At 61.6% G+C, this 22,259-nt stretch carries 16 protein-coding genes; all 16 read left to right on the top strand.

Annotation, left to right across the window (positions count from 1 at the left end; translation table 11 throughout):
- Positions 1 to 25 precede the first annotated feature (25 nt).
- The 16 genes from DQ353_RS03935 to DQ353_RS03860 all read left to right on the top strand — a co-directional run bounded on the left by DQ353_RS03935 (position 26) and on the right by DQ353_RS03860 (position 22,255).
- On the top strand, positions 26 to 2,161 hold the full coding sequence (locus tag DQ353_RS03935) for a helix-turn-helix transcriptional regulator (RefSeq protein WP_113761470.1): 2,136 nt from the start codon (positions 26 to 28) through the stop codon (positions 2,159 to 2,161).
- A complete protein-coding gene (locus tag DQ353_RS03930; RefSeq protein WP_113761469.1) occupies positions 2,158 to 4,800 on the top strand; it encodes a LuxR C-terminal-related transcriptional regulator in 2,643 nt (880 codons plus the stop codon). Before DQ353_RS03935 ends, DQ353_RS03930 begins: the two co-directional genes overlap by 4 nt.
- A 650-nt stretch (positions 4,801 to 5,450) precedes the next feature.
- Positions 5,451 to 6,935: a sugar transferase gene (locus DQ353_RS03925; protein ID WP_113761468.1), complete on the top strand. Its 1,485-nt coding sequence runs from the start codon at positions 5,451 to 5,453 to the stop codon at positions 6,933 to 6,935.
- A gap of 9 nt (positions 6,936 to 6,944) precedes the next feature.
- Positions 6,945 to 8,018, top strand: coding sequence for a Gfo/Idh/MocA family protein (locus DQ353_RS03920; RefSeq protein WP_113761584.1), 1,074 nt, complete (start codon positions 6,945 to 6,947; stop codon positions 8,016 to 8,018).
- Between the two features lie 34 nt (positions 8,019 to 8,052).
- On the top strand, positions 8,053 to 9,102 hold the full coding sequence (locus tag DQ353_RS03915) for an NAD-dependent epimerase/dehydratase family protein (protein ID WP_113761467.1): 1,050 nt from the start codon (positions 8,053 to 8,055) through the stop codon (positions 9,100 to 9,102).
- Positions 9,099 to 10,265, top strand: coding sequence for a DegT/DnrJ/EryC1/StrS family aminotransferase (locus tag DQ353_RS03910; RefSeq protein ID WP_286166590.1), 1,167 nt, complete (start codon positions 9,099 to 9,101; stop codon positions 10,263 to 10,265). Before DQ353_RS03915 ends, DQ353_RS03910 begins: the two co-directional genes overlap by 4 nt.
- Positions 10,266 to 10,268: 3 nt before the next feature.
- Positions 10,269 to 10,964: an acetyltransferase gene (locus DQ353_RS03905; protein WP_113761466.1), complete on the top strand. Its 696-nt coding sequence runs from the start codon at positions 10,269 to 10,271 to the stop codon at positions 10,962 to 10,964.
- Complete coding sequence (locus DQ353_RS03900; RefSeq protein WP_181578229.1) at positions 10,961 to 12,166, top strand: glycosyltransferase; 1,206 nt, start codon at positions 10,961 to 10,963, stop codon at positions 12,164 to 12,166. Before DQ353_RS03905 ends, DQ353_RS03900 begins: the two co-directional genes overlap by 4 nt.
- Positions 12,163 to 13,287 carry a DegT/DnrJ/EryC1/StrS family aminotransferase gene (locus DQ353_RS03895; RefSeq protein WP_113761464.1) on the top strand — a complete coding sequence of 375 codons (1,125 nt, stop codon included), beginning with the start codon at positions 12,163 to 12,165 and terminating at the stop codon, positions 13,285 to 13,287. Before DQ353_RS03900 ends, DQ353_RS03895 begins: the two co-directional genes overlap by 4 nt.
- A 1-nt stretch (position 13,288) precedes the next feature.
- Positions 13,289 to 14,764 (top strand): oligosaccharide flippase family protein, encoded by a 1,476-nt coding sequence (locus DQ353_RS03890; protein WP_286166589.1) that lies wholly within the window; start codon positions 13,289 to 13,291, stop codon positions 14,762 to 14,764.
- Entirely contained in the window at positions 14,761 to 16,026 is a 1,266-nt protein-coding gene (locus DQ353_RS03885; protein ID WP_113761463.1) for a glycosyltransferase, read from the top strand. The genes DQ353_RS03890 and DQ353_RS03885 overlap by 4 nt, the downstream gene beginning before the upstream one ends.
- Positions 16,023 to 17,162 carry a glycosyltransferase family protein gene (locus DQ353_RS03880; RefSeq protein WP_146755191.1) on the top strand — a complete coding sequence of 380 codons (1,140 nt, stop codon included), beginning with the start codon at positions 16,023 to 16,025 and terminating at the stop codon, positions 17,160 to 17,162. Before DQ353_RS03885 ends, DQ353_RS03880 begins: the two co-directional genes overlap by 4 nt.
- On the top strand, positions 17,159 to 18,478 hold the full coding sequence (locus DQ353_RS03875) for a hypothetical protein (RefSeq protein ID WP_146755190.1): 1,320 nt from the start codon (positions 17,159 to 17,161) through the stop codon (positions 18,476 to 18,478). Before DQ353_RS03880 ends, DQ353_RS03875 begins: the two co-directional genes overlap by 4 nt.
- On the top strand, positions 18,475 to 19,347 hold the full coding sequence (locus tag DQ353_RS03870; protein WP_113761460.1) for a glycosyltransferase: 873 nt from the start codon (positions 18,475 to 18,477) through the stop codon (positions 19,345 to 19,347). The genes DQ353_RS03875 and DQ353_RS03870 overlap by 4 nt, the downstream gene beginning before the upstream one ends.
- A gap of 80 nt (positions 19,348 to 19,427) precedes the next feature.
- Positions 19,428 to 20,210, top strand: coding sequence for a hypothetical protein (locus tag DQ353_RS03865; RefSeq protein ID WP_113761459.1), 783 nt, complete (start codon positions 19,428 to 19,430; stop codon positions 20,208 to 20,210).
- Positions 20,207 to 22,255: an O-antigen ligase family protein gene (locus tag DQ353_RS03860; protein WP_113761458.1), complete on the top strand. Its 2,049-nt coding sequence runs from the start codon at positions 20,207 to 20,209 to the stop codon at positions 22,253 to 22,255. Before DQ353_RS03865 ends, DQ353_RS03860 begins: the two co-directional genes overlap by 4 nt.
- Positions 22,256 to 22,259 lie beyond the last annotated feature (4 nt).

Raw genomic sequence — 22,259 nt, 5'->3', positions numbered from 1 at the left:
TCATGGACTTACTTGGGGAAGGTCCATGGCAGGTTTAACCGGAATTGGGGAACGGGTGAACAGCATGATGGAACTCTCTTGGCATGCAGAAATTTCGAATAATGCCGAGGTATCTGGACAATCGGTTTTTGCCGAACTACTTGGGGACTCACCACGAAGGCAGTGCCTGCGGGAGCTGCAGTCGGCACTTGGTGATGCCGAGACCAACTCGATCGTCTTCCTTGGGGAGCACGGCGATGATCGGGCGGCCTTGGTGAGCGCGGTCCAGCGAATGGTTGTCGGCCTGGCCGAGCCAATCCACGTCATCGGGACGCCATATGCGCAGCACCTGACCTATGGGGCATTGGCTTTCCTGCTTGCCCAGCTGGGGTCCAACGAAGAAATAAGCCCGACCAGTGTCATGCGGGTGATTTCGAAGCACGCCACCATCCACGGCCAACGTCCGGTGGTCGTGGTGCAATATCCGCGCCTATTGGATGCTCCGTCCCGGGCGGTTCTCGCCCAGATGACCCACAACAGAAGCATTCTCCTGGTTGTCATGGCCGAACAAGCCGAGTTCCTGCCGCCTGAGTTCGCGCCCGTCAGCAGCGGTCGTGGACACCGCGAAATTCGGCTCGGGGCGCTTCGCATTGACGAAGTCCATGCAGCCCTGCAGAAGGAATTCGACGCCATTCCCACGCCCACGGTGACGGCGGCCGTGTGGCACCAGAGCCAAGGAAATCCAGGTTGGTTGCATGCCTTGGGGCAAGACGCGATTGCCTGTGGGAAGCTTCTTCTCCACGAAGGATATTTGGTGCTGGGCCCGGGGCCTTGGCCCAGGGATGGGCAATTGGAGTCCATGGCACTTTCGCAAATTGCGATTCTGAGCGTGTCGCAGAGGAACCTGTTGGCGCGGATCGCAGTTGGGCAACCGATGCACATCCGTGGACTGCTGAATGACGAACTCATGGACCTCGACCACCTCATCGGCTGGGGTTTTGCCCAGCGGCAGCGGGGGCAACGACAACTGGTGGTGCTCAGTTCCGCGCTCCTTGCGGGAGTTCTTCATCCGGAGCCGCGCATCGACAGCCATGAGTCGAACCTGGAGGCAGTGCCTGTCGAAGGGATCTTCCATGACTTCATCGCCGGGGAGTCTCGCCTGGTGGATGAACTTTCCAGCAGCCCGGAAGGTTTCACCCGGAACCTTGGCCTGCTGCTGGGACAACTTCGGCAGTGTCTGATTTGCGGGGAGATGCAGCGGGCAAGAACGTATCTCAAATGCATTGTCAACGAATTCCTGGACAATATCCCCCCTGCGATCTTCGAAATCCTCGCCATGGTCAACTGCATCTTGAATGTCGTCGGTGACAGGCCCGGGAACGACCGACAGGTACTGGAATCGGTGCTCGCGCAAATTGAACGGGACAATGCGGGCTATGACCGTTGGCTTGTGAAATCGATGCTGTTCCACTTGCGCACGAAGGACGAGCCGGCTTCCAGTAATGCCCTCGACTTCCAGGAGCGTTGGAGTGGCGCTCGCTGGTGGTTCAGTGAGCTTCTGGCCTCCGCTGATGCCAATGCCTCGCGGGCTTCCCTTATTGACTTGCCGCTTCGATCGCACACACGGCGCGAAACGATGGACGCACTGGTTGCGCTGCATCATGGCGCGACGGTCGACTGGCCAGCCACCGGCCACGCGCATGCCGAAGACCGGTCGCCCCTGGAAAAAGCCATGGAACTGCTGCTCACCGGAACCGACGGGAACCGGGAGCAGCGCGTTCTGGATGCACTGGACCTGCTGGTCGGCGACGACCTGTCAATTTTTGCCTTGCCCCGGTCCAACCAGATCCTTGCCGACATGTCGGTCGCGGGGAAATTGGCCGTTGCGGGCTGGTTGAAGCAGCGAAGAAAGGGAAATGCGGTGCGTACGGGCACCGAAGACATGGAGCGCATGATGCAGGACAACCCCGTGCTGGAGGTCCTGACCAAGCGGGAAAAGTTCGTCGCGAGTGCTGCGGCCCAAGGGATGAACAACCAGCAGATCGCACGCGACGCCGGTGTTTCGATTCGCACCGTGGAAGGGCACCTTTACCAAATATACTCCAAGCTGGCATTGGGAGGACGGAGGGAACTGAGCACCCTCGTCGCGACACTGCGGGTCGATGACCGAGTTGCCCCATGAGAAATCCCGGACTCAAGTCCGACCAATCTCCTGCGCGAGATCTTCGCCAGGAACTGCGCGAGTTGCTGGACCGACCCGGATCCACGGGCGTTGTCATTTCCGGGCCGATCGGAAGCAGAAAGAGACAGCTGCTCCTGGAAGTATTGGGAGAGGAACTGGCGAGTGCGGTGCATTTGCTGTGTTCCCCCGTACTGGGTGAAGGCGCCTTTGGCGCACTTTCGCCTTTGCTCATAGAATTCGATGCACCCCTGGGGGAGCTGGCGCTACTGCGCTACCTGACGCTGCGCCTCGAATCGACTTCGGGCTCCAAGCAATTGGTTGTAGTGGAAGAAGCCCAATTCCTCGACGCCGCGAGCGCCTTCGTGCTCTCGCAATTGGCCTTGGCCGGTACCATCAAACTCATTCTGTTGGCCGTGGGAGATGGTCACATTGAAACGGTGGTGGCAAGTACCCAGCTTGGCGCAAGATTGGGTCACCTTTCACTGGGTGCGCTTACACCCAGTGAAGTGGCCGAGCACGTGCAGCGAGTCTTCGGAAAGCCACCCACCAGCACTTCCGCCAGGGCGATTGCATCAATATGCGGTGGAAACCCGCTGATGATTGATGCGTTCCTTCGGGCAGCGATCGAACAGGGACTCGTCGTGGAGTCGACCGACTGGTTGGTGCTGACCGGACCGCAGGTGAGCGATCGGGTTCATCTGAGTTCCGTGGTGTCGGAAATCCAAAAGCGACTTAACGCTGATGATGCCGAGGCGCTGGAAATCCTGGCACTGGGGGGACCCGCCGAGGCGAAGACACTTCAGCATTTTTCGGGCACCGACGTGGGGAGGCTCGTAGGCACAGGTCTTGTCCGCTTTGCCGATGATACAAGAATCGAAATATCTGCGCCGATCTACTCGCACGCGTTGCGCGATCTTGTTCCGCCCGGGCGCAGCACGGCCTTGTGGAAACGCTTTTCGGCCCAGGTCTCCGAACTGGTTTCCTCCCCGAAGACGTTGCTGTGGGCCTGCGAAAGCGGTGAGATCGTTTCCTACGAGAGATTCGTGGACGCCATTGACCTTGCCAACAAGAACCTGGATTTCATCGAGGCGTGGGAACTTTGCCAGCTCACGGGGGCTTGGGAAGAGGATCCCTTTCTGGCCCTGCTTGCTGCGCGTTCCATGCTGGGCATGGGACAACACCAACTGCTCACGGAAACCATCAGGCACGCTCTGACACAGACGACGGATCTTGCGTTGATCAGTGAGCTCAAGTCGGTGGAGGCAAGCTCACTGTGGCAGGAAGGTGATTCCACCAACGACATCGGTTCGCTGGTCAGCGATTGGGCGCAGCGCACCGAGACAATTGCCTCCGGTGGATCGAGGCAGGAAGCGGGGGCCCTCGAAAAGTCCCGGTTCGGGATTGAGGTCCTGAACCTTTGGCTGGAGTTCCGGGCACGGGAAGATCTTCCCGCCGTCCTGAACCATGCCCTGGAATGCGAACGACGGAGCATCGCCGGGAGTGTGGAATTCCTGAACTGCCGTGACGTGCGGTGCCGGGTGCTTTTGGGCCTGGGCCGGTTCGTTGAAGCGGCAGATGCCGCGCTTGAGGCGTTGGACCTGCTTCGCGCAAATTCGGAAGTTGAGTCGATGGACGGCTACCAATTCATGACGACTGCCCTGCGTGCATTGATCGCCGTGGGGGATTACGATTCCGTCGGAATAATTGCGTCATATCGGGAGGGCGCCCATCCGAGCCTGCAGCTGCACTGGAGCGGAACCTTGCATCTTTGGGCAGGCTTCGCCGCCGTACAGCAGGGACGCTGGCAACGCGCCGGACGGCTGCTGTCCGAAGCCCGCGCGGAGCTCGCCATCAACGACCCGAACCAGCTGTACGAATTGGCCGAGGCCCTGGGGGCATTCGAATCCGCGCAGCTTCACGAGGTCGAGGACCGGCAGACACCCGAATACCGGGAAACCTCACTACGAAGTGGCTACCACGGGCTTGGAAACGTGGATGCGAAGCTCCTCGCCGAAGGCTATCTGGCCCTGGTCTCGACCCCGGCCAACACCGACCGGCTGAACCAACTCATTGATCGTGCCAGGCAAGAACGGTACGGGCACACCGAGCACCAATTGCTGGTGATGCGCTGGCAAATGCGGCTTTCCGCCGCCGATGGAGCCACCGGGTGCGAACGGCTGCGGCAGTTGAGCGTCAAGGGTGTCTCGCAAAGAAGCAATGCCCTGGCGGCTGCGCTCGAGCTGACGTCGTCGGCAGGGACGGAAGAAGTCGACCAGGTGGCCGAGGAACTCTTCTCGGTGGGCGAAACGGGATTGGGCGCGGAACTATTGGCATCGTCTCTGCGCGGGCTCGCCGCAGAAGGCAATGAACGTCGGCGTGGGCTCGTTCTTCGCCGCTTGGCCACGTGGATCCAGGAGTTGGGTGGGACTGCCTGGGGACCGCTGCGACGGGTGTTGCATGAGCGGAGTTTGACCAGACGCGAGGAAGAAATCATCTCGTTGGTGCGGGAAGGAAAAAGCAACAAGGAGATTGCTCGTACACTCACGGTGTCCCAGCGGACCGTGGAAGGTCATTTGTATAGGGTTTTTGCCAAGCTCGGCATCAGCGGCCGGGAAGAACTGGGTGCGACGGATACCTGAGTTTCCGTCCTCGCCCCACCGCCGGCACCGCCGTCGCCAAGCCGCGAATTTCACCGAGTAGCCATGAGGCGGAATCCGCGTAGTGGCCGGCCGACAATCAGGTAGGGCGTACGCGTGAGCCGGCGACGGCCTCTGCCTAGTATTTGAGTTACCCCGAGGAATCCTGTTCCCGGCAGAGACCTTGTCAGGTGCCCCCGCCTGAAACACGGTTCCAGGGCCGGGACAGGGCAAGGGGGCAAGTGGTCCCCAAGAGTTGGGCACCACTTGATCATGAGGACTGGAGTCGGCGGTTGGCGATCCGCTTTCGGGCGTGATCGACCCCCCAGCAACCGCCGGCTCCTTCCGCAAAAAACCACCCCGGTGAGTTCTGCCGGGGTTTTTCCTTGTCCGGGATCCACCGGTTTGCCCCTTCGGGTTCGGTACGCACGTAAGACCCGAGTGTCTACTTGGCTCCTCCCGGAACCGAATCGAGTAGTGGTTTACGCGTGTACCCGGAACGAGCCGGAACTAGGCTCGACACAGATCGACATTGGGGAATTGATAAAACCTGTAGGACAAAACTTGGGGACTTGGGGAACAATGTACAGCGCATTTTATTCGCGTGTGCGGGCAATTTCCATGAGCCCGTTTCATGGCGAAGGACCACTCACATGACCAACATCAACGAGTCATTCGATGCGGCCTCGCATTGGTGGCCGGTGCGCACCAATGTTCGGGCCCGCACCGAAGCGATTACGGTCGAAGCACCCGCTCTGGCGTGGCGACGAAGATTCACGTGGCGACTAACCGCAACGGATGTAGCAACCATCGTGTTGGTATCCGCCATCGGTTCGATGGCCTTTCCCGGAGTCGCGAGCACGGGGAAGCTGGAGATAACCGTCGCGGCCATGTTCTGGATGCTTCTGCTCGCGCTCTATCGAACCCGCTCGTTGCAGCGCATCGGTGCAGGCGCCATGGAATACAAGCGCGTTGTCGATGCCACGGCAGTCGCCGCCGGCTGGACAGCCATGGCCATCATCCTCACCAATTCACTGGAGAACCGCTGGATCCTCATGGCCGTCTACCCCGTCGGGCTGCTGGCGCTGCTGCTGGAAAGGTGGCTCTGGCGCCAATGGTTGACGCGGCAAAGCACCAAGTCCGGGCACTTCCTGTCCCACGTCGTGGTCGTCGGCCAGAACCCGGATATCCGATATGTCACCGAACGGCTCGCCCAGCACTCCGGTGCGGCCTACAAGGTCGTGGGCGCGGTTTATGACGAAGAGGTGGTGCCCGGGCACGGCGCGGCCTACCTGCAACGCGCGGGCCTGGCCAACCTGGAAAACGTGGTGGCCAGTACGGGGGCCGATGCCGTCATCGTCGCCGGTTCGCTGCGTGCCGGCAATGAAGAGATCCGCAAGCTGGGATGGCGTTTGGAAGAATCGCGCACCCAGATCATCCTGGTCTCGAGCCTGACGAATGTCGCCGGCCCCCGCATCAGGATGCGCCCGGTCGAGGGCCTGCCCCTGATGCATGTGGACCTGCCCAACTTCGACGGCGGGCACCACGTGGTCAAACGTGCCATGGATATCGTTTTGTCGGGGACCGCGCTGATCCTGCTCGCCCCGGTCCTGGCCGTCCTGGCAATCATCGTCAGGAAAGACAGCGACGGCCCGGCCTTCTTCTCCCAGCATCGGGTTGGCCGCAGCGGGGAACCGTTCAGGATGTACAAGTTCCGCTCGATGGTGGTTGATGCCGAGGACCAGCTGGAAAGCCTCCGAAGCCAAAACGAGGGAAACGGTTACCTCTTCAAGCACAAGGCCGACCCGCGGATCACCGGCGCGGGTAGATGGATGCGCAAGTATTCGCTCGATGAATTGCCCCAGCTTTTCAACGTCCTCAAGGGCGACATGTCCTTGGTGGGCCCCCGTCCGCCGTTGGCGAGCGAAGTGGCCCAGTACGAAGGAGCCACCGAACGGCGCTTGTACATCAAGCCAGGGGTTACGGGATTGTGGCAGACCCGCGGACGATCGGACCTGCCAATGGATGAAAGCATCCGCCTTGATTTGTACTACGTGGAGAACTGGTCGGTGACCGGGGACCTCATGATCATGTGGCGGACCGTGAAGGTCATGATCAAACCGGAAGGTGCATACTAAATGTCGAACATGGGTCAGCCGTTGAACATCGCGGTCATTGGGGCCGGTTACTGGGGACCGAATCTGGCCCGCAACCTTTCCGCCTCGCCGTTGTGGAACCTGGTGGCAATCTGTGACCTGGACACGGAGCGTGCCACGGCACTGTCCGCCAAGGTGGGCCACCCCGCGGTGGTTCCGGATGTCACCGAACTGCTCGAGGAATATGCACTCGACGCCGTCGCCATCGCCACGCCCGCCCGCACCCACTCGACCATTGCCATGGCCGCACTGATGGCCGGAAAGCATGTGCTGGTGGAAAAGCCATTGGCCGATCGCGGGACCGCCGGCCAGGAAATGGTCGACACCGCACACGACCGCGGGCTCGTGCTGATGGCGGACCACACATATTGCTACACCCCTGCGGTGATGAAGATGCGTCAACTCATTGCCGACGGAGACCTGGGGGAGATCCTCTACATCGATTCGGTCCGCATCAACCTTGGGCTGATCCAGCCCGACGTCGACGTGTTCTGGGACCTGGCCCCGCATGACCTGTCCATCCTGGACTTCATCCTTCCCGAGGGGCTTAGCCCCTTGACGGTGACGGCGCAGTCGGCCGACCCGCTCGGGGCCGGGAAGGCCTGCGTGGGGTATCTGTCCCTGCCGCTTCCCGGCGGCGGACTGGCGCACATCCATGTGAACTGGCTTAGCCCGACCAAGATCCGGCGCATGGTCGTCGGCGGGTCCAAGCGGACCTTGGTATGGGACGACCTGAATCCGCAGCAGCGCCTGAGCATCTACGACCGCGGCGTTGACCTGCAGGCCCAGGAACTGACCAACGAGGACAGCGCCCACCGGCGCAACGCCTCGATCTCCTATCGCCTGGGCGACACCTGGTCCCCGGCGCTTGAGGAATTCGAGCCACTGGGGGCGATGGTGAAGCAGTTCCACTCCAGCATCAGCGAGGGCCTGGCATCGCCGACCGACGGCCGGGCGGCGATGCGGGTCCTGTCGGTCCTGGAAGCCACCAGCCGCAGCCTTGCAAAGGGCGGGCGCCGGGCCCGAGTGCAAGGAGAAGCGCTGCGCCTCGAAGTCGCCAAATAAACACAAGGAAAGCACGAGAAAAACTGGGGGCATCATGAACAAGGACATCACAGGCGGCCGGGCAGTTGACACGGCCGTCCTGGCGGGCGGGAAATACCTGGTCACCGGTGGTGCGGGAACCATCGGCTCGGAAATCGTCGATCAGCTGCTGGCCGCCGGGGCCGGGCACGTGGACGTGCTGGACAACCTGGTCCGGGGCCGGCGCAGCAACCTGGCCGGAGCTTTGGCCACGGGACGTTGCACCCTCGTGGAGGGGGACCTGGCCGACACAAAGCTGGTGGTCGACCTGGTGGCGGGCAAGGACGTCGTCTTCCACCAAGCAGCCATCCGCATCACCCAATGCGCCGAAGAACCGCGCCTGGCCCTGGAAGTGCTGGTCGATGGGACATTCAACGTCCTGGAAGCGGCGGCGCGCGCCAAGGTGCCCAAGCTCGTTGCGGCCTCCAGCGCCTCGGTCTATGGCCAGGCCGAGAACTTCCCCACCACCGAGCGCCACCACCCCTACAACAACGACACCTTCTATGGGGCCGCAAAGACCTTCAACGAAGGGATGCTGAGATCCTTCCGGGCCATGTACGACACCAACTACGTCGCGCTGCGCTACTTCAACGTCTACGGCCCGCGCATGGATGTGCACGGCGCCTACACCGAGGTGCTGGTTCGCTGGATGGAACGCATCGCCGACGGACTGCCACCGCTGATCTTCGGCACCGGGGACCAAACCATGGACTTCGTGTTCACCCAGGACATTGCCCGCGCCAACCTCTTGGCTGCCGCCAGTGGCATCGACGAGGGCACCTACAACATTGCCAGCGGCACCGAGACCAGCCTGCTGGGTCTGGCCGAATCGCTGCTGAGGGTCATGGGCTCGGACCTGGAAGTGGAGCACGGACCCGAACGCGCCGTCAACGGTGTGGCACGCCGTCTGGCGGATACCTCGGCGGCGCAACGCGATCTCGGATTCACTGCCAAGGTCGGACTCGAAGAAGGCCTGCGCAGGCTCGTCACCTGGTGGGAACCGCTGCGCGAGGAAGTCGCCGCCGGACGCCTGGCCGGATCCAAGGCGGGGGCGGGGCTGAAATGAACACCGTCCCGTCGACCGCGGCACCGGCAACCCTTGAACGCATCAATGTCATGAAGCCATGGCTGGGCGAGGAGGAAGCCCAAGCCATCGCGGAGGTTGTGGCCTCAGGTTGGGTGGCCCAGGGCCCGAGGACCGCAGCCTTCGAAGCGGCGTTTGCCGAGCACCAAATGGCGGCACACGCGGTGGCCACCTCAAGTTGCACCACCGCGCTGCACCTGGCATTGCTCGTGGCCGGGGTCAAGGCCGGAGACGACGTCCTGGTTCCCTCCTTCTCCTTCATCGCCACGGCCAACGCGCCGACCTACGTGGGTGCGCACCCCGTCTTCGTCGACGTGGAGCCCGGCAGCGGAAACGTCACCGTTGAAACCCTCGAGCGGGGACTGACCGTGGCGACGACAGCCGTCATCGTCGTCGACCAGGGTGGCATCCCCGTTGATCTGTCGCCCATCAGGCAATGGTGCGACATCCACGGGTTGAAACTCATTGAGGATGCAGCCTGCGCCGCCGGTTCCACTTACCGCGGAGAGCCGGTCGGTCGCGGGGCCGATGCCAGCGTCTGGTCCTTCCACCCCCGCAAGCTGCTGACCACCGGCGAGGGCGGGATGCTCACCACCAGCAACGAGGCGTGGGCAGCCCGCGCCCGAACCCTGCGTGAGCATGCCATGGGGGTCTCAGCGGCCGAACGCCACTCTGCGCTCGTCGCCCCGGCCGAAAGCTATGCGGAGATTGGATACAACTTCCGCATGACCGACCTGCAGGCGGCCATGGGCCTGGTGCAGCTGGGCAAGCTGGATGCGATGGTGTCCCGACGCCGCGAACTGGTGCAACGGTACCGGGACGCGCTGGAGGGGATCTCCGGGCTGGAACTGGTGCGGGATCCGGAACACGGGAGATCCAACTTCCAGTCCTGCTGGCTCGAGGTGCTGCCCGAATACCCGCTGGATCGCGAGGGACTGCTCGAACACCTGGGCAGACTCGGGATTTCCGCCCGACGCGGCATCATGGCCGCGCACCAGCAACCAGCTTATGCACATGTGGCCACCGGCGAATTGCCGGTGACCGAACGGCTGACCCGAAACACGCTGATCCTGCCCCTGTACCACCAGCTCTCCGACACCGACCAGCAACGCGTCATCGACGCGCTGGCGAGCCCCAGGGAGTAGGCCATGGCTCGGGTGTTGTTGCTGGCGGCCGGGGGACTGGCGCGGGAGACCGCTTCCTCCATCGCTGCCACGGGAGACCACGAAGTGGTGGGCATGCTCGATGATTCCGAGGCCCTGCACGGCGGCCGGATTGCCGGGGCCAGGGTGCTGGGCGGCATCGACCTGGCTGAAGGACTCAGCGAATTGTTGCTGGTGTGTGCGGGCTCCGGGCAGGCCCGGCGCGGCATCGTGCACCGGCTGCGTTCCCTGGGCGTCGGGCCGGACCGGTATGCAAGCCATGTCAGCCGCAACGCAAGCGTGGGCGCGGGGTGTTCGCTGGGCCGCGGGAGCATCGTGTTGCCGGGGTGCGTCCTGACTTGCGATGTCTCCATCGGTGCGCACGTAGTGCTCATGCCGAATGTGGTATTGACCCACGACAACCAATTGGGCGACTACGCGACCCTGGCCGCAGGCGTGGCCTTGGGCGGGGGAACCCGGATCGGGGCCGCCGCCTACCTGGGGATGAACGCCAGTGTGCGGCAGGACCTTGAGGTCGGCGACGGGGCGATTCTTGGCATGGGCTCAGTGCTACTCCAGGACCAGCCGGCCAACTGCACCTGGGCAGGGAATCCGGCGCACCGGCTGGGCCCGGCACCATGCAACACGTCGAACACGCAGCGCCATGCGCTGGCCGAGACCGCGGGGGAGCGAAAGCCATGAAGATCCTGGTTTGTCCACACCACATGGGCATGGGAGGATCCCAGCTCAATGCCATAGAACTGGCCGGAAAGGTCAGGGATCTTGGCCATGAGGTGGTCATCTACGCCCCGGACGGGGTGCTGGTGTCCATGGTCCGGGATCTGGGGATCCCCTATGCCGAGGCACCCGAGACCGGGAACACCAAGCAATGGCGCCTCGAACTGAACAGGCTCATTGACGAACACGGCATCGACGTGGTCCACGCCTACGAATGGGGGCCCAGTCTCGCGGCAAGCTTCTCGGCGGGAATCCGCAACAGCACCCCCGTGGTGGCCTCGGTCATGTCCATGCAGGTGCCCGAATTCCTGCCCCGGCACCTGCCCATCATCGTCGGCACACCGGCACTGGCCAGCGAACTGGCCTGGCAGCAGCGCACCGCGTTCCTGCTGGAACCACCCGTGGACGTGCAAGCCAACACCACCGGCGACGCAGCCGCGGCCCGCAGGCAGCTTGGCATAGCGGACGGCGAAATGGTCGTCTCGGTGGTCTCCATGCTGAGCACCGAACTGGAAAAACTGCAGGGCATCCTCAGCGCCATCGCGTTGGTTGACCGACTGGCAGAAGAACACCCGGTGCGCCTGCTGATCGCCGGGGACGGGGACGGCATGGACCAGGTGCGGGAACGTGCCCGCGCGGTCAACGAGGCGCACGGGCGCACCGCTGTTGACGCACTCGGCTATCTGGAGGATCCGCGGCCCGCCTATGCCGCCGCCGACATCGTCCTGGGCATGGGCACATCGGCCATCAAGGGCATGGCCCACGCCAAGGCACTGATCGTGCAGGGGGAAGCCGGCTACTGGAAGACCCTCACCGAGGAAAATGCCGAGCACTTCCTGTCCGAGGGATGGTTCGGGTACGAGGGGCGCGGGGTCGCGGACCTCGAAGCCGCACTTTTGGCCCTGTTTTCCGATCCGGATCTGCGTGTGCGGCTGGGTGCCTTCGGCCGCGCCTTGGTCGAATCCCGCTACAGCCTGGAACGCAGCGCCAACGAACTGACCAAGATCTATTTCGACCTGCTGGCGCATCGTGGCAGCACCTCGGCAGGCACACGGGCCCGCTCCCTGCTGCGCTCGGCCTTCGAGGTGTCGCGGTTCCGCGCGGCGATGAAATCCGGGGCACCGACAGACCGTGAAAAATGGAGCCACAGCGGGGTAACGCTATGAACACCGAACAGACCACGCACAGCATCCCCCTGGTGGACCTGCGGGCGCAGCAAGCGGAAGTCAACGACGAGGTCACCCAGGGGCTTGCCGAGGTCTTTGGCAACACCTCGTTCATCGGCGGACACCAGGTGGCGGACTTCGAACACGCCTACGCGGACTTCCTCGGGGCGCGGCACTGCCTCGGGGCCAGCAACGGAACCGACGCGCTGGAGCTGGCGTTGCGGGCAGCGGGCATCGAGGCAGGGGACGAGGTCATTCTGCCGGCCAACACGTTCATTGCGACCGCCGAGGCCGTCTGCCGCATCGGTGCCGTTCCGGTGCTCGTCGACGTCGACCCCGAGTACCTGCTCATCGACCCGGCCGCCGTGGCGGACGCCGTCACCGAGCGGACCCGGGCCATCATGCCGGTGCACCTCTACGGCCAGAGCGCCTTCATCGAAGCGCTCGAGCCGATCGCCGCAGCCCACGACCTGGCCATCATCGAAGATGCCGCCCAGGCCCAGGGCGCAAGACGGCACGGGCGGACCGCCGGAACCATCGGCCTTGCCGCGGGCACCAGCTTCTACCCGGGCAAAAACCTCGGGGCGGCAGGCGACGCCGGGGCCGTGATCACCAACGACCCGGCGCTCGCCGAACGCGCACGGATCCTCGGGGCGCACGGAAGCGCGGCCAAGTACGAACACGATGTCGTGGGGTTCAACGCCCGCATGGACACCGTCCAGGCCGTGGTGCTCAACGCCAAGCTCAAGAGGCTTGCCGGCTGGAATGCGCAGCGCAGGCTCGCCGCCGAACGGTATGCCGAACTGCTCCACGAGCTTCCGGGAGTCGTGGTTCCGCGCAGCGCCCCGGGCAACGAGGACGTTTGGCACCTCTATGTCATCCGGGTACCCGAGCGCGACCGGGTGCTGAAGGCGCTGAACGAGGCGGGCATCGGGGCGGGCATCCACTACCCCTACCCGCTGCACCTGACCAAGGCATTCGCGTCGCTTGGCCAGCCCGCGGGCAGCTTTCCCGTCGCGGAGCTCGCGGCAACCCGCATCCTGTCGTTGCCGCTGTACCCGCACATCACCGCCGAGATCCAGGAACACGTCGTCAACGAGCTGGCCAAGGCACTGGGCTGAGATGACCGCCACCAACCAACGCAAACTCCAAGGCTCGGCGCCAGGGGCCTCGAGCGCCTTCGGGTGGAGCCTGGTGAACACCATCGCCTCGAGGTTCGGCACGCTGGGCATCGGGATCGTGTTGGCTCGCGTGCTGGGGCCCGAGCAATTCGGCACGTTCGCCGTGGCCTTGGTGGCGCTCATGGCGGTGCTGAGCTTCAACGAGCTCGGCGTGAGCCTGGCGATCGTGCGCTGGCCCACCGACCCGGCGCAGATCGCACCGACGGTCAACACGATCTCACTGGTATCCAGCAGCGTCATTTGTGCGCTCGGATGGATCGGTGCGCCGGCCTTTACCGCACTCATGGGGAACCCCGAGGCCACCGCCGTGGTCAGGATCCTGATTCTCAGCGTCCTGGTCAACGGGGCGGTTGCTGGCCCTGCGGCGCTGCTGCAGCGCAACTTTCTCGAACGCACCCGGATGGGGATCGACCAGGTCAACGTGTGGGTCGGGGCATTGGTGGCATTGGGCCTGGCACTGACGGGAATGGGAGCCATGGCACTGGCCATCGGCAGGTTGCTGGGCGCCCTCCTATCAGGGGCCATGTTCATCAAGGCTTCCCCGCTGCCCTACCGCCTGGGCTGGTCCAGGGAATTCGCCATGCCCCTGATGCGCTTCGGCTTGCCGCTGGCGGGGACCAGCATCATTGTCTTCGCCGTCGGCTACACCGACCAGCTGGTGGCCGGATCCATCCTGGGTGCGACAGTCCTGGGCTTCTACGTCTTGGCGTTCAACCTGTCGAGCTGGCCGGTCAGCATCGTGTCCCAACCGTTGCGCCGGGTTGCCCCTGCAGCATTCGCCTCGGTGCAGATGGACCCGGCCCGCATGAGGCAGTCGGTGCTTGTGCTTTTCGGCGTCGTGGGAGCGGCGACCATCCCGGCGTTCTTCGCCATCGCAGGTGCCTCACGCCCGCTGGTCAGGCTCGTCTACGGAGAAGTCTGGCTGCCCGCTGCAGCGGCCCTCGCTTGGCTGGTGATTGCTGCCCTGTGCAAGATCTTCAATGAGTTGATCTACGACTACATCGTGGTGCTGGGCCGCACCGGCGTGGTCTTCCTGATCCAGTGCTGCAGCTTGGCGGTCCTGATACCGGCATTGCTCCTGGGCGCGCATTTCGGCGGGCTGGCGGGCGTGGCGATGGCCCAAGCCGTGGTCAGCGTCGCGGTGGTCCTGCCGCTGTATCTGTGGCAACTGCGCAGGATCGGCATCGGTGTTGGCACCATCCTGCGCAGCCTTTTCGTCCCGTTCCTGGCAGGTATCGGAGCAGGGGCCTTTGCCTGGGTGGCTTCCAACTTGATCCTGAACCCCTGGATATCCCTGCCGCTGAGCGGATCCATGGCGATCGGCCTGATTTCCGGACTGTTGTATTTGCGACGGAATGACCTAAGGTTCTTGAAATCCATGGGTGGGCTGTCCACAAGCCAGGAGAAGGCGTCATGAAGATCCTGGTGTATCCACACGACATGAACATGGGTGGAAGCCAACTCAATGCCATCGAACTCGCCGCCCATGTCAAGAAGTTGGGGCATGAGGTGATCGTTTTCGGACACGACGGTGTGCTCAGAGAACGGGTGGCCGAGCTGGGACTGGAATTCGTTGAGGCCCCCAGGGCCAGGATCCGTCCAACCCCTTCGATCGTTGGTGCCTTGCGACGGCTGGTTGAGGAACGCGGAATCGACATCGTCCACGGCTACGAGTGGCCGCCGGCACTGGAAACGACACTGGCCCTGGGATACAAACACCGGGCAAAGGCAGTATCCACGGTCCTTTCGATGTCGGTGGCACCCTTCATCCCGAGACACGTCCCGCTGATGGTCGGAACCGAACAAATAGCTGCCGTCGAACGAGACTCAGGGCGGTCACTTGTCGGTCTGATGGAACCGCCAGTTGACACAATACTGAACACGCCGGAAATCGAAGTCGAGACCGATGCCTTCGCCGCCACGTGGAAGCTTGACCCGCGGGTGCCAGTCATTTCAATCGTTTCCCGGTTGGCCCACGAAATGAAGCTGGAGGGAATCCTGGCAGCGATCGCGGTCGTGGAACGCTGCAACGAGGCACACCCGCTGCAGCTGCTGATTGTCGGCGATGGACCTGCCGGTGATGAGGTGCGCGAGGCTGTCCAGCGAGCCAACAAACGAATGGGCAAGGACAGGGTCGTGCTCACCGGACAGCTCGAGGACCCCCGTCCCGCCTATCAAGTTGCCGACGTGGTGCTGGGCATGGGAGGGTCAGCGCTTCGGGCCATGGCTTTCCGAAAGCCGTTGATCGTGCAGGGGGAAAAGGGCTACTGGGAGACGTTGCGAGTGGAGACACTGCCCGAGTTCCTATGGCAAGGCTGGTATGGCGTCGGTACCGATGCCGCGGGTGGTGAACAGCGACTGTTCGACAGGCTGTCTACGTTGCTGGAGGACGACGAGGTGCGCACGGAGTGCGCAAACTTTTCGCTGGCCACCGTCCGTGGGCGATTTTCGCTTGCGGCCGGGGCGGAACGGCAGATCCGTTTCTACCGTGCCGCGTTGGAAAGACAAGTACCCCTCGGAAGCTACTGGGAGTCAATGTTTCGGGCCACAATGGGGTTTGCCGGGTACAACCTTCGACGCTCCGCAGCAAAGCTCGGTGGAAAGGTCAGCCGCGATGACTTCAACGCAACCCCGGTAACCGCTAGGCCCGCCGGCAATAGGACAGAGGTAAGGACGTGAGCGCTGAGAACCCGGCAATGGTCGTCGTCATTGCCGGAAGCCGTTGGGAGGACACGCGTGGCACCGATCATCGGCTGGCAGAAGCGCTGGCCAAGCGCACGCGCGTGCTTTGGGTGGATCCACCGGTTCCATTCGCCGGACCTGCCTCGGAAGGCAAACCGGCTCTGTTTCCCGGGTTCGAGATCGACGGATTGCGACCCGATCTGCTGCGCCTGCGGGTAGTCGTTCCACCCGGGTTTACCCGCGCGGTCATTCGGTCTATTGCCACGTCGCTTCAGGCACGCGCAATCCGCCGTGCCCTGGCAGAACTCAATATTGATTCCGTCGCGAAAATTGTCTTGTCACCACGCGAAACGTTCCCACGGACCGTACCGGGAATCAACATCTTGCACGTCACCGATGACTGGGAAGCGGGGGCCGAGCTGATGGGGTTGTCGAAGAATGCCGTCCGGAAAACCCTGGAAACCAATGTGAACGACGCGGATGTGATCAGTGCGGTATCGCCCTATCTGGCCGAGCTCCTTGAACGACAAAGCACCAAGAATGTCGTGGTCCTTCCCAATGGGTGTGCCGCGCAGGGCATGCGCCCCGAGGAGAGGGCCTCCGCGCGCCGCCCGGTAGCAGGACTGGTGGGACAGCTCAATGAACGGCTCGACATGGATTACCTTGAAGCGCTCGCCGACAGCGGCGTCCGAGTGGAAGTCATTGGGCCTCGCCGTGACAGAAACCCCGAAACCAGCGGGCGGCTTGATAGGTTCCTGGAATCCAAGAATGTCGTGTGGCGCGGCGAAATGCCCGAGGCTTTGTTGTGGCAGGAGATTGAGGAGTTCTCCGTAGGGATCACTCCGTATGCGGACAACGATTTCAATCGATCCAGTTTCCCCATCAAGACCTTGGACTACCTCGCCGCCGGGTTGCCGGTGATCGCCACGGACCTTCCCGCCGTCCGCTGGCTGGGCAGCCAGTGGATCAAGGTCGTCCGCTCGCCTGAAGAGTTTGTTCGAAGCGTCAGAAATGCCATCGACACCGAGTACAGGTTCTCGGATGCGCAGGAACGCCGGGATTTCGCCAACCAACATACCTGGGACGCTCGGGCACGGGAACTGCTGGCGCTCATCGCGGGCGGAACCACATGAGAACCCTTCTGAAGCCATACGCAACCGCAACCCGTGGACATGCGCTTCGTGGGGCGGCTCTTGGCGTCGTACTTGGCCTGGTGTTGACGGCCTGCACCTTCTCGGTTCGCGAGTACCCCACCGAAGCCAAGGCCCCGGAGATTGGTGTCTTGGGACTGCCGTTGGTCGACTGGGAAGGTGGGTCCGCATATTGGAACCAATTTCCCAAGGCCAAGGCTGGCGGATGGACCGATCCAAGTTTCTTTCCGATCGTGGCTTGGTACAACGGGGTTTCGGATGAAAAGGAAGTCCAATTCGACAAATCGCTGGGAATCAACACCTACATCGGGATGCCTGACACGTTGGACGCATCCCTGCTGGATGAGGCGGGTGTTTTCTGGATCGGGCGTGCCCTCAACGAAACTTTTACCGCGCAGACCAAGAGCTGGGTGGGCTACATTCTGGACGACGAGGTCGACGGTCGGTTTGAACCGAAGGAAGGCCGCGCCCATCTCCAAGAGATCAAGGACCAGGTGCCCGCCGGGCTCTTTACCTATGCCAATTTCACCTACATGGTCCTTGAGAACGACCTGCCAACGGATGCCTCGGAGAAGTACGTCAACGATTACACCGACGCGGTTTCCGTCGACAAATACTGGTACTCGATCCCTCATTGTTCAAACGAACCCTATCGGGATGTGTCTCTGGTTCCGGTTGACCCGGCGTCCTGTCGAAGTTCATCAAGCTACGGCAAGACCATGGATGCATTGCGTATGCGCGATGCTGTCGATGGGAAGCTTCAGCCACTGTGGCAGTTCATTGAGAATATGGGGGGAACCGACAACGAGGCCGATTTCACAAACTATATCCAGCCGGATCAATTGCGCGGGGCCGTCATGAATTCCATCATTCACGAGGCCCGCGGGATCCTCTATTTCAACCAGAGCTTTGCCGGGCCCTGCAAGGGGAGCAATGTATTTCGGCTTGACCAGGTTCTGCCCAATTTCTGTGGGGCCGCCCAGGTGGATGCTGCCAAGCAGGTGAACAACGAGATTCATCGATTGGCACCAGTTCTCAACACTCAAAGCCTGGAATTCGGCTTTGGAAAGGACCTCGACACGATGCTGAAAGTCAGCAACGGTGATGCCTACATCTTTTCCATGCTCGGCCCCGGCAGCCAGCCTGGCAAGAGGCAATTCACATTGCCCGAGGGGGTTTCGGGACGAAATGTCGAAGTCCTCTTCGAATCCAGGAACCTGGAGGTGGACTCAGGCGGACGGTTCACCGACACGTTCAAAGGGGAATCCACTTATCACATTTACAAGGTGAAACTATGAACAACAAGATTGATCACGTGATCCTCACACGATTCAACCTCCCCACAACCGGGGTGGAAAGCCTGATCCGGGCCAAGGAAGGCTGGCTTCGGGACCGACAGATCCTTTTCGAGAAATACTGCCTTCCGAGCGTGAAATTGCAGACGAACCAGAACTTTTCATGGATTATCTACTTCGATACGCAGTCACCGGACTGGCTCAAGAAGCGTGTCTCTGAGTTGAGTGCAGCCGGCACTTTCATCCCCATCTACCGGGACGAGGTCTCTCCCGAAGACCTGATATCGGATGTTCGAAGCACACGTAGTCCGGGGACAAATGTCCTGTTGACCACCAACCTCGACAACGATGATGGCCTGTCGTTGGACTTTATAGAACGGTTGCAAGCCTCCATCGTGGATGAAACGAGAACCGCCGTCTATATACCCGTGGGGCTGATTCAACATGATGCGAATCTGTATCTGAGGCACGACCCTGACAACGCGTTTTGTTCCGTCAGCGAGGGGTGGACCGACCCCAAGACGTGCTGGGTGGACTGGCACAACTTGCTGCACGAACACATGCAGGTCAAGGAGCTCGCGGGCGGACCTGGATGGTTGCAGGTAATTCATACGGGGAACGTCAGCAACAGGGTCCGTGGACGACTGGTGTCTGCAGGGAACTACCGCAGCAACTTCGCCGGAGGGCTTGTCGAAGTAGCCGAACCCAAACCGCTGGAGATGCTTATGGAGAACCTTGTTGGGATCCCCATGCGAAACCTGCGGGAATGGGGACGTGGTTTGGCCAAGAAGACAGCGCTGCTCATTGGCGGCAAGGAAGCCTTGGACAGGATCAAGACCTCCTTGCCAATGCGGGCACTGATTCGAAAATGATGAGCGCAGAGCTAGTGCAATGACCAAATGGGCGAGTTAGGGTGGATAAAAGTGATGGCACAGTGCTTGGGGGCTAACTGATGTTTGTGCGAGACCTTATTTTTAGCAGCCTAAAGCGCTGGTATTTTCTGTTGGTTGGCTTGATCGTGACCGGCGTGGCCACTTTTTTGGTGTTCGGAATGGTCTCTCCAACGTATGAGGCAAATGCCAGCATGGTGTTGATCCCTCCCAAGGTGGCGGTGACTGTCGGCGAGAACCCATACCTCTACCTTGGTGGTTTGGACCAGGCGTTGGGTGTCTTGCAAGTCAAGGTAGCGTCCCCATCCGAATCTGCGTCCCTGATAGACAAGTATCCGGGGGCCGAGCTCTCGATTGCCCAGGATGACACAACATCCGGGCCGATCGTTGCGATCAAGGTCTCCGCCGACGACGCCGAAGACACCATGGAACTTCTTGCCGGTTCTATCGCTTTGGTGCCCAAGACGCTGGCGACCTTGCAGAAAGAACTTCAGGTCCCGAAACCATCATTGATTACCGTCATGGAGCTTTCATCCGACCATGAACCAACCAAGGTTGCCAAGAAACAATTACAGATGACGATGATTGTCGCAGCGGGCGGGGTAAGCCTTTCTTTGCTGGGAACGGGGTTCCTCGACCGATTGATCAACCGAAGCAAGGCCAAACGGGAAGCAAAGTCCGCTGGCGCCGAAACGTTTACGCGTCTCTCGCCGGTCGGGGACGAGAATATCGGCAAGATCGAGATCAAGAACGTGGATGGCAAGAGAAAGGGCTCCTTGAGGGCGCCCCATGGGCTGAATGACAGGGGAGAATCCGACCCGCCAGCAGCAGACGTAGGAACATGACGCTCATCATGAACAACTCGGAAGCCACAAGGCCTGCCGGGTCAGGGACATTTCAGTCCCCCGATGCCACGACGGTCTTGTCTATATATTTGTTTCTCTTGCTTGCGATTCCCTCCGACCGCGGAATCGCGGCGATGGGAGCCGCCGGATCGGTGTCATCGCTTTTTGCCCTTGTGATGCTTCTCTGGTGGGTCTGGCACCACATTCGACAGCTGCGGCCCAACGAATTCAGGCGGGTCCAGCCGGTCCGCATCATGATGTTCATTTTTGTCGGCTGCGTTCTAGCCAGCTACGTCGTCGGTGCCCTGCACGCGCTACCTTTCATTGATGGCAATTCCTCAAACATGAACCTGATCAACATTGCATCGTTCGCTGGTGTGCTTTTAGTGACGAATGACGGGATTGCGAATCGGGAGCGGTTCTTGGTTCTGCTCAGAAGAATTGCTTTTCTTGGGGGCTGCTACGCCGCGCTTGGCCTATTTCAGTTCTTCACGGGCCTGAATATCGTCGACTCAGTTTCGATTCCCGGGCTGTCCTCCGGTGGAACCGGCGGTGTTGATTCCAGAGGCGGATTTGTACGACCGGAATCCACCGCCCGCCACGCCCTAGAATATGCGGCCGTGCTGTCGATGGTTCTTCCCATCGCGCTCACCCTTGCCATCCGTGAAACAAAAAGGTCTGTAATTGCTCGCTGGTTCCCCGTTGCCGCCATATTCATGGCGGCATTCCTGTCCGTCACGCGCTCGGCACTCTTGGGCATCGTGGCTGTTCTGGTGATATTGGTTCCAACCTGGGAAAAGAATGTGCGACGGATGGCCGTATGGGCTGGTCTCGCAGGTGCCGTCGTGCTCTACTTCCTGGTCCCCGGTCTCAGCGGCACCATTATCGGGATGTTCTCAGGTTCAGATCCCAGTGTTGACTCTCGTACCGACAGCTTCTCAGTCGTCGGGGGATACGTGGAAGCATCCCCATTTTTCGGCCGTGGGTTAGGAACCATGAGCCCCGAGTACAGGATCTTCGACAATCAGTACATCGGACTCCTGATCGAGATCGGGCTCGTGGGGCTTCTGGCGTTTCTCGGGTTGATCGGCGTTGCCATGCTGACCACCTTCATGCGGCGGCGCAAACCCGATCCTTTGATCGGGGCCCTGGGACCTGCACTCTGCGGAGCGGTATTGGCAGGCTCACTGCTGTGCGCATTCTTTGACGCATTCCATTTCCCGCAATCGGTGGGCATGCTCTTCTTGATGCTGGGGCTCTGCGGTGCACATTGGAATATCAGCCAGGATGTTTCACCTGAACTTGCGGACCCTGCGAACCACGGCCACGGTATTGACGAGCACACGGGCCTGAGCCGGGTAAGCGGTGCACTGAGGCGTCGATGGTACGTGGCGATCCTCCTACTGGCACTGGTGGCTCCCGCTGCGCAGCTTGCCCTGAAAGTCCCCGGGGTCTATTACACGAAGTTCAGTATTGACTTCCAAGCCCCGAACGGTGCAACCAAAGGCAACGCATTGCGAACCGAGGCGTCCACGACTGTCCACTATGCAGCCCTCATCCAAAGAATGTACGAGGGAAAACATCCCAATGCCCCCATCCTTCCTACCCGTGCCCCGCTCTTTGGCGCAGGGCTAAGGGATGCGGTGGCCGTTTACCTGCCTAGTGCAGGCGGTCAGTGGCAGACAAACTTCAACAATCCGAGCCTTACGGTGGAGATTGTGAAGGAGAATCCGGAGGACGTGCTTGCCACCGCCGATTCGATCACCACGGACATCACGGCCATGGCAAAGGGGCCACAGGACGAGTCGGGAGTTTGGAAGAAATCACAGATTGCCACGGAGCGGAGTCCCTCTAAGCCATCGGTGACATATGTGGATGTCAGGACCAAATACGCCCTGGCTGTCATTGGGGTGCTGGGGATCGCGGTCGCTGTGTCCGGTGCAATCATCTTTGATCGTGTGCTTCGCCAAATCCGCAGGATCAGGGGGAGGCGAAGCGCGTCGAAGATAGCGCGCTCGCCGGCAGGTTCCGCTACTGAGAGCTGAATCC

The organism is Arthrobacter sp. AQ5-05 (genome assembly GCF_003287975.1).
GTDB lineage: Bacteria > Actinomycetota > Actinomycetes > Actinomycetales > Micrococcaceae > Paeniglutamicibacter.
The sequence above is the reverse complement of the archived record's forward strand: the minus strand, read 5'-3'. Positions and strand labels throughout refer to the sequence as shown.

Bases quoted from the DNA above. Each gene is read 5' to 3' on its own strand.
- DQ353_RS03935 (WP_113761470.1), top strand. From the start codon at position 26: ATGGCAGGTTTAACCGGAATTGGGGAACGGGTGAACAGCATGATGGAA.
- DQ353_RS03930 (WP_113761469.1), top strand. From the start codon at position 2,158: ATGAGAAATCCCGGACTCAAGTCCGACCAATCTCCTGCGCGAGATCTT.
- DQ353_RS03925 (WP_113761468.1), top strand. From the start codon at position 5,451: ATGACCAACATCAACGAGTCATTCGATGCGGCCTCGCATTGGTGGCCG.
- DQ353_RS03920 (WP_113761584.1), top strand. From the start codon at position 6,945: ATGGGTCAGCCGTTGAACATCGCGGTCATTGGGGCCGGTTACTGGGGA.
- DQ353_RS03915 (WP_113761467.1), top strand. From the start codon at position 8,053: ATGAACAAGGACATCACAGGCGGCCGGGCAGTTGACACGGCCGTCCTG.
- DQ353_RS03910 (WP_286166590.1), top strand. From the start codon at position 9,099: ATGAACACCGTCCCGTCGACCGCGGCACCGGCAACCCTTGAACGCATC.
- DQ353_RS03905 (WP_113761466.1), top strand. From the start codon at position 10,269: ATGGCTCGGGTGTTGTTGCTGGCGGCCGGGGGACTGGCGCGGGAGACC.
- DQ353_RS03900 (WP_181578229.1), top strand. From the start codon at position 10,961: ATGAAGATCCTGGTTTGTCCACACCACATGGGCATGGGAGGATCCCAG.
- DQ353_RS03895 (WP_113761464.1), top strand. From the start codon at position 12,163: ATGAACACCGAACAGACCACGCACAGCATCCCCCTGGTGGACCTGCGG.
- DQ353_RS03890 (WP_286166589.1), top strand. From the start codon at position 13,289: ATGACCGCCACCAACCAACGCAAACTCCAAGGCTCGGCGCCAGGGGCC.
- DQ353_RS03885 (WP_113761463.1), top strand. From the start codon at position 14,761: ATGAAGATCCTGGTGTATCCACACGACATGAACATGGGTGGAAGCCAA.
- DQ353_RS03875 (WP_146755190.1), top strand. From the start codon at position 17,159: ATGAGAACCCTTCTGAAGCCATACGCAACCGCAACCCGTGGACATGCG.
- DQ353_RS03870 (WP_113761460.1), top strand. From the start codon at position 18,475: ATGAACAACAAGATTGATCACGTGATCCTCACACGATTCAACCTCCCC.
- DQ353_RS03865 (WP_113761459.1), top strand. From the start codon at position 19,428: ATGTTTGTGCGAGACCTTATTTTTAGCAGCCTAAAGCGCTGGTATTTT.
- DQ353_RS03860 (WP_113761458.1), top strand. From the start codon at position 20,207: ATGACGCTCATCATGAACAACTCGGAAGCCACAAGGCCTGCCGGGTCA.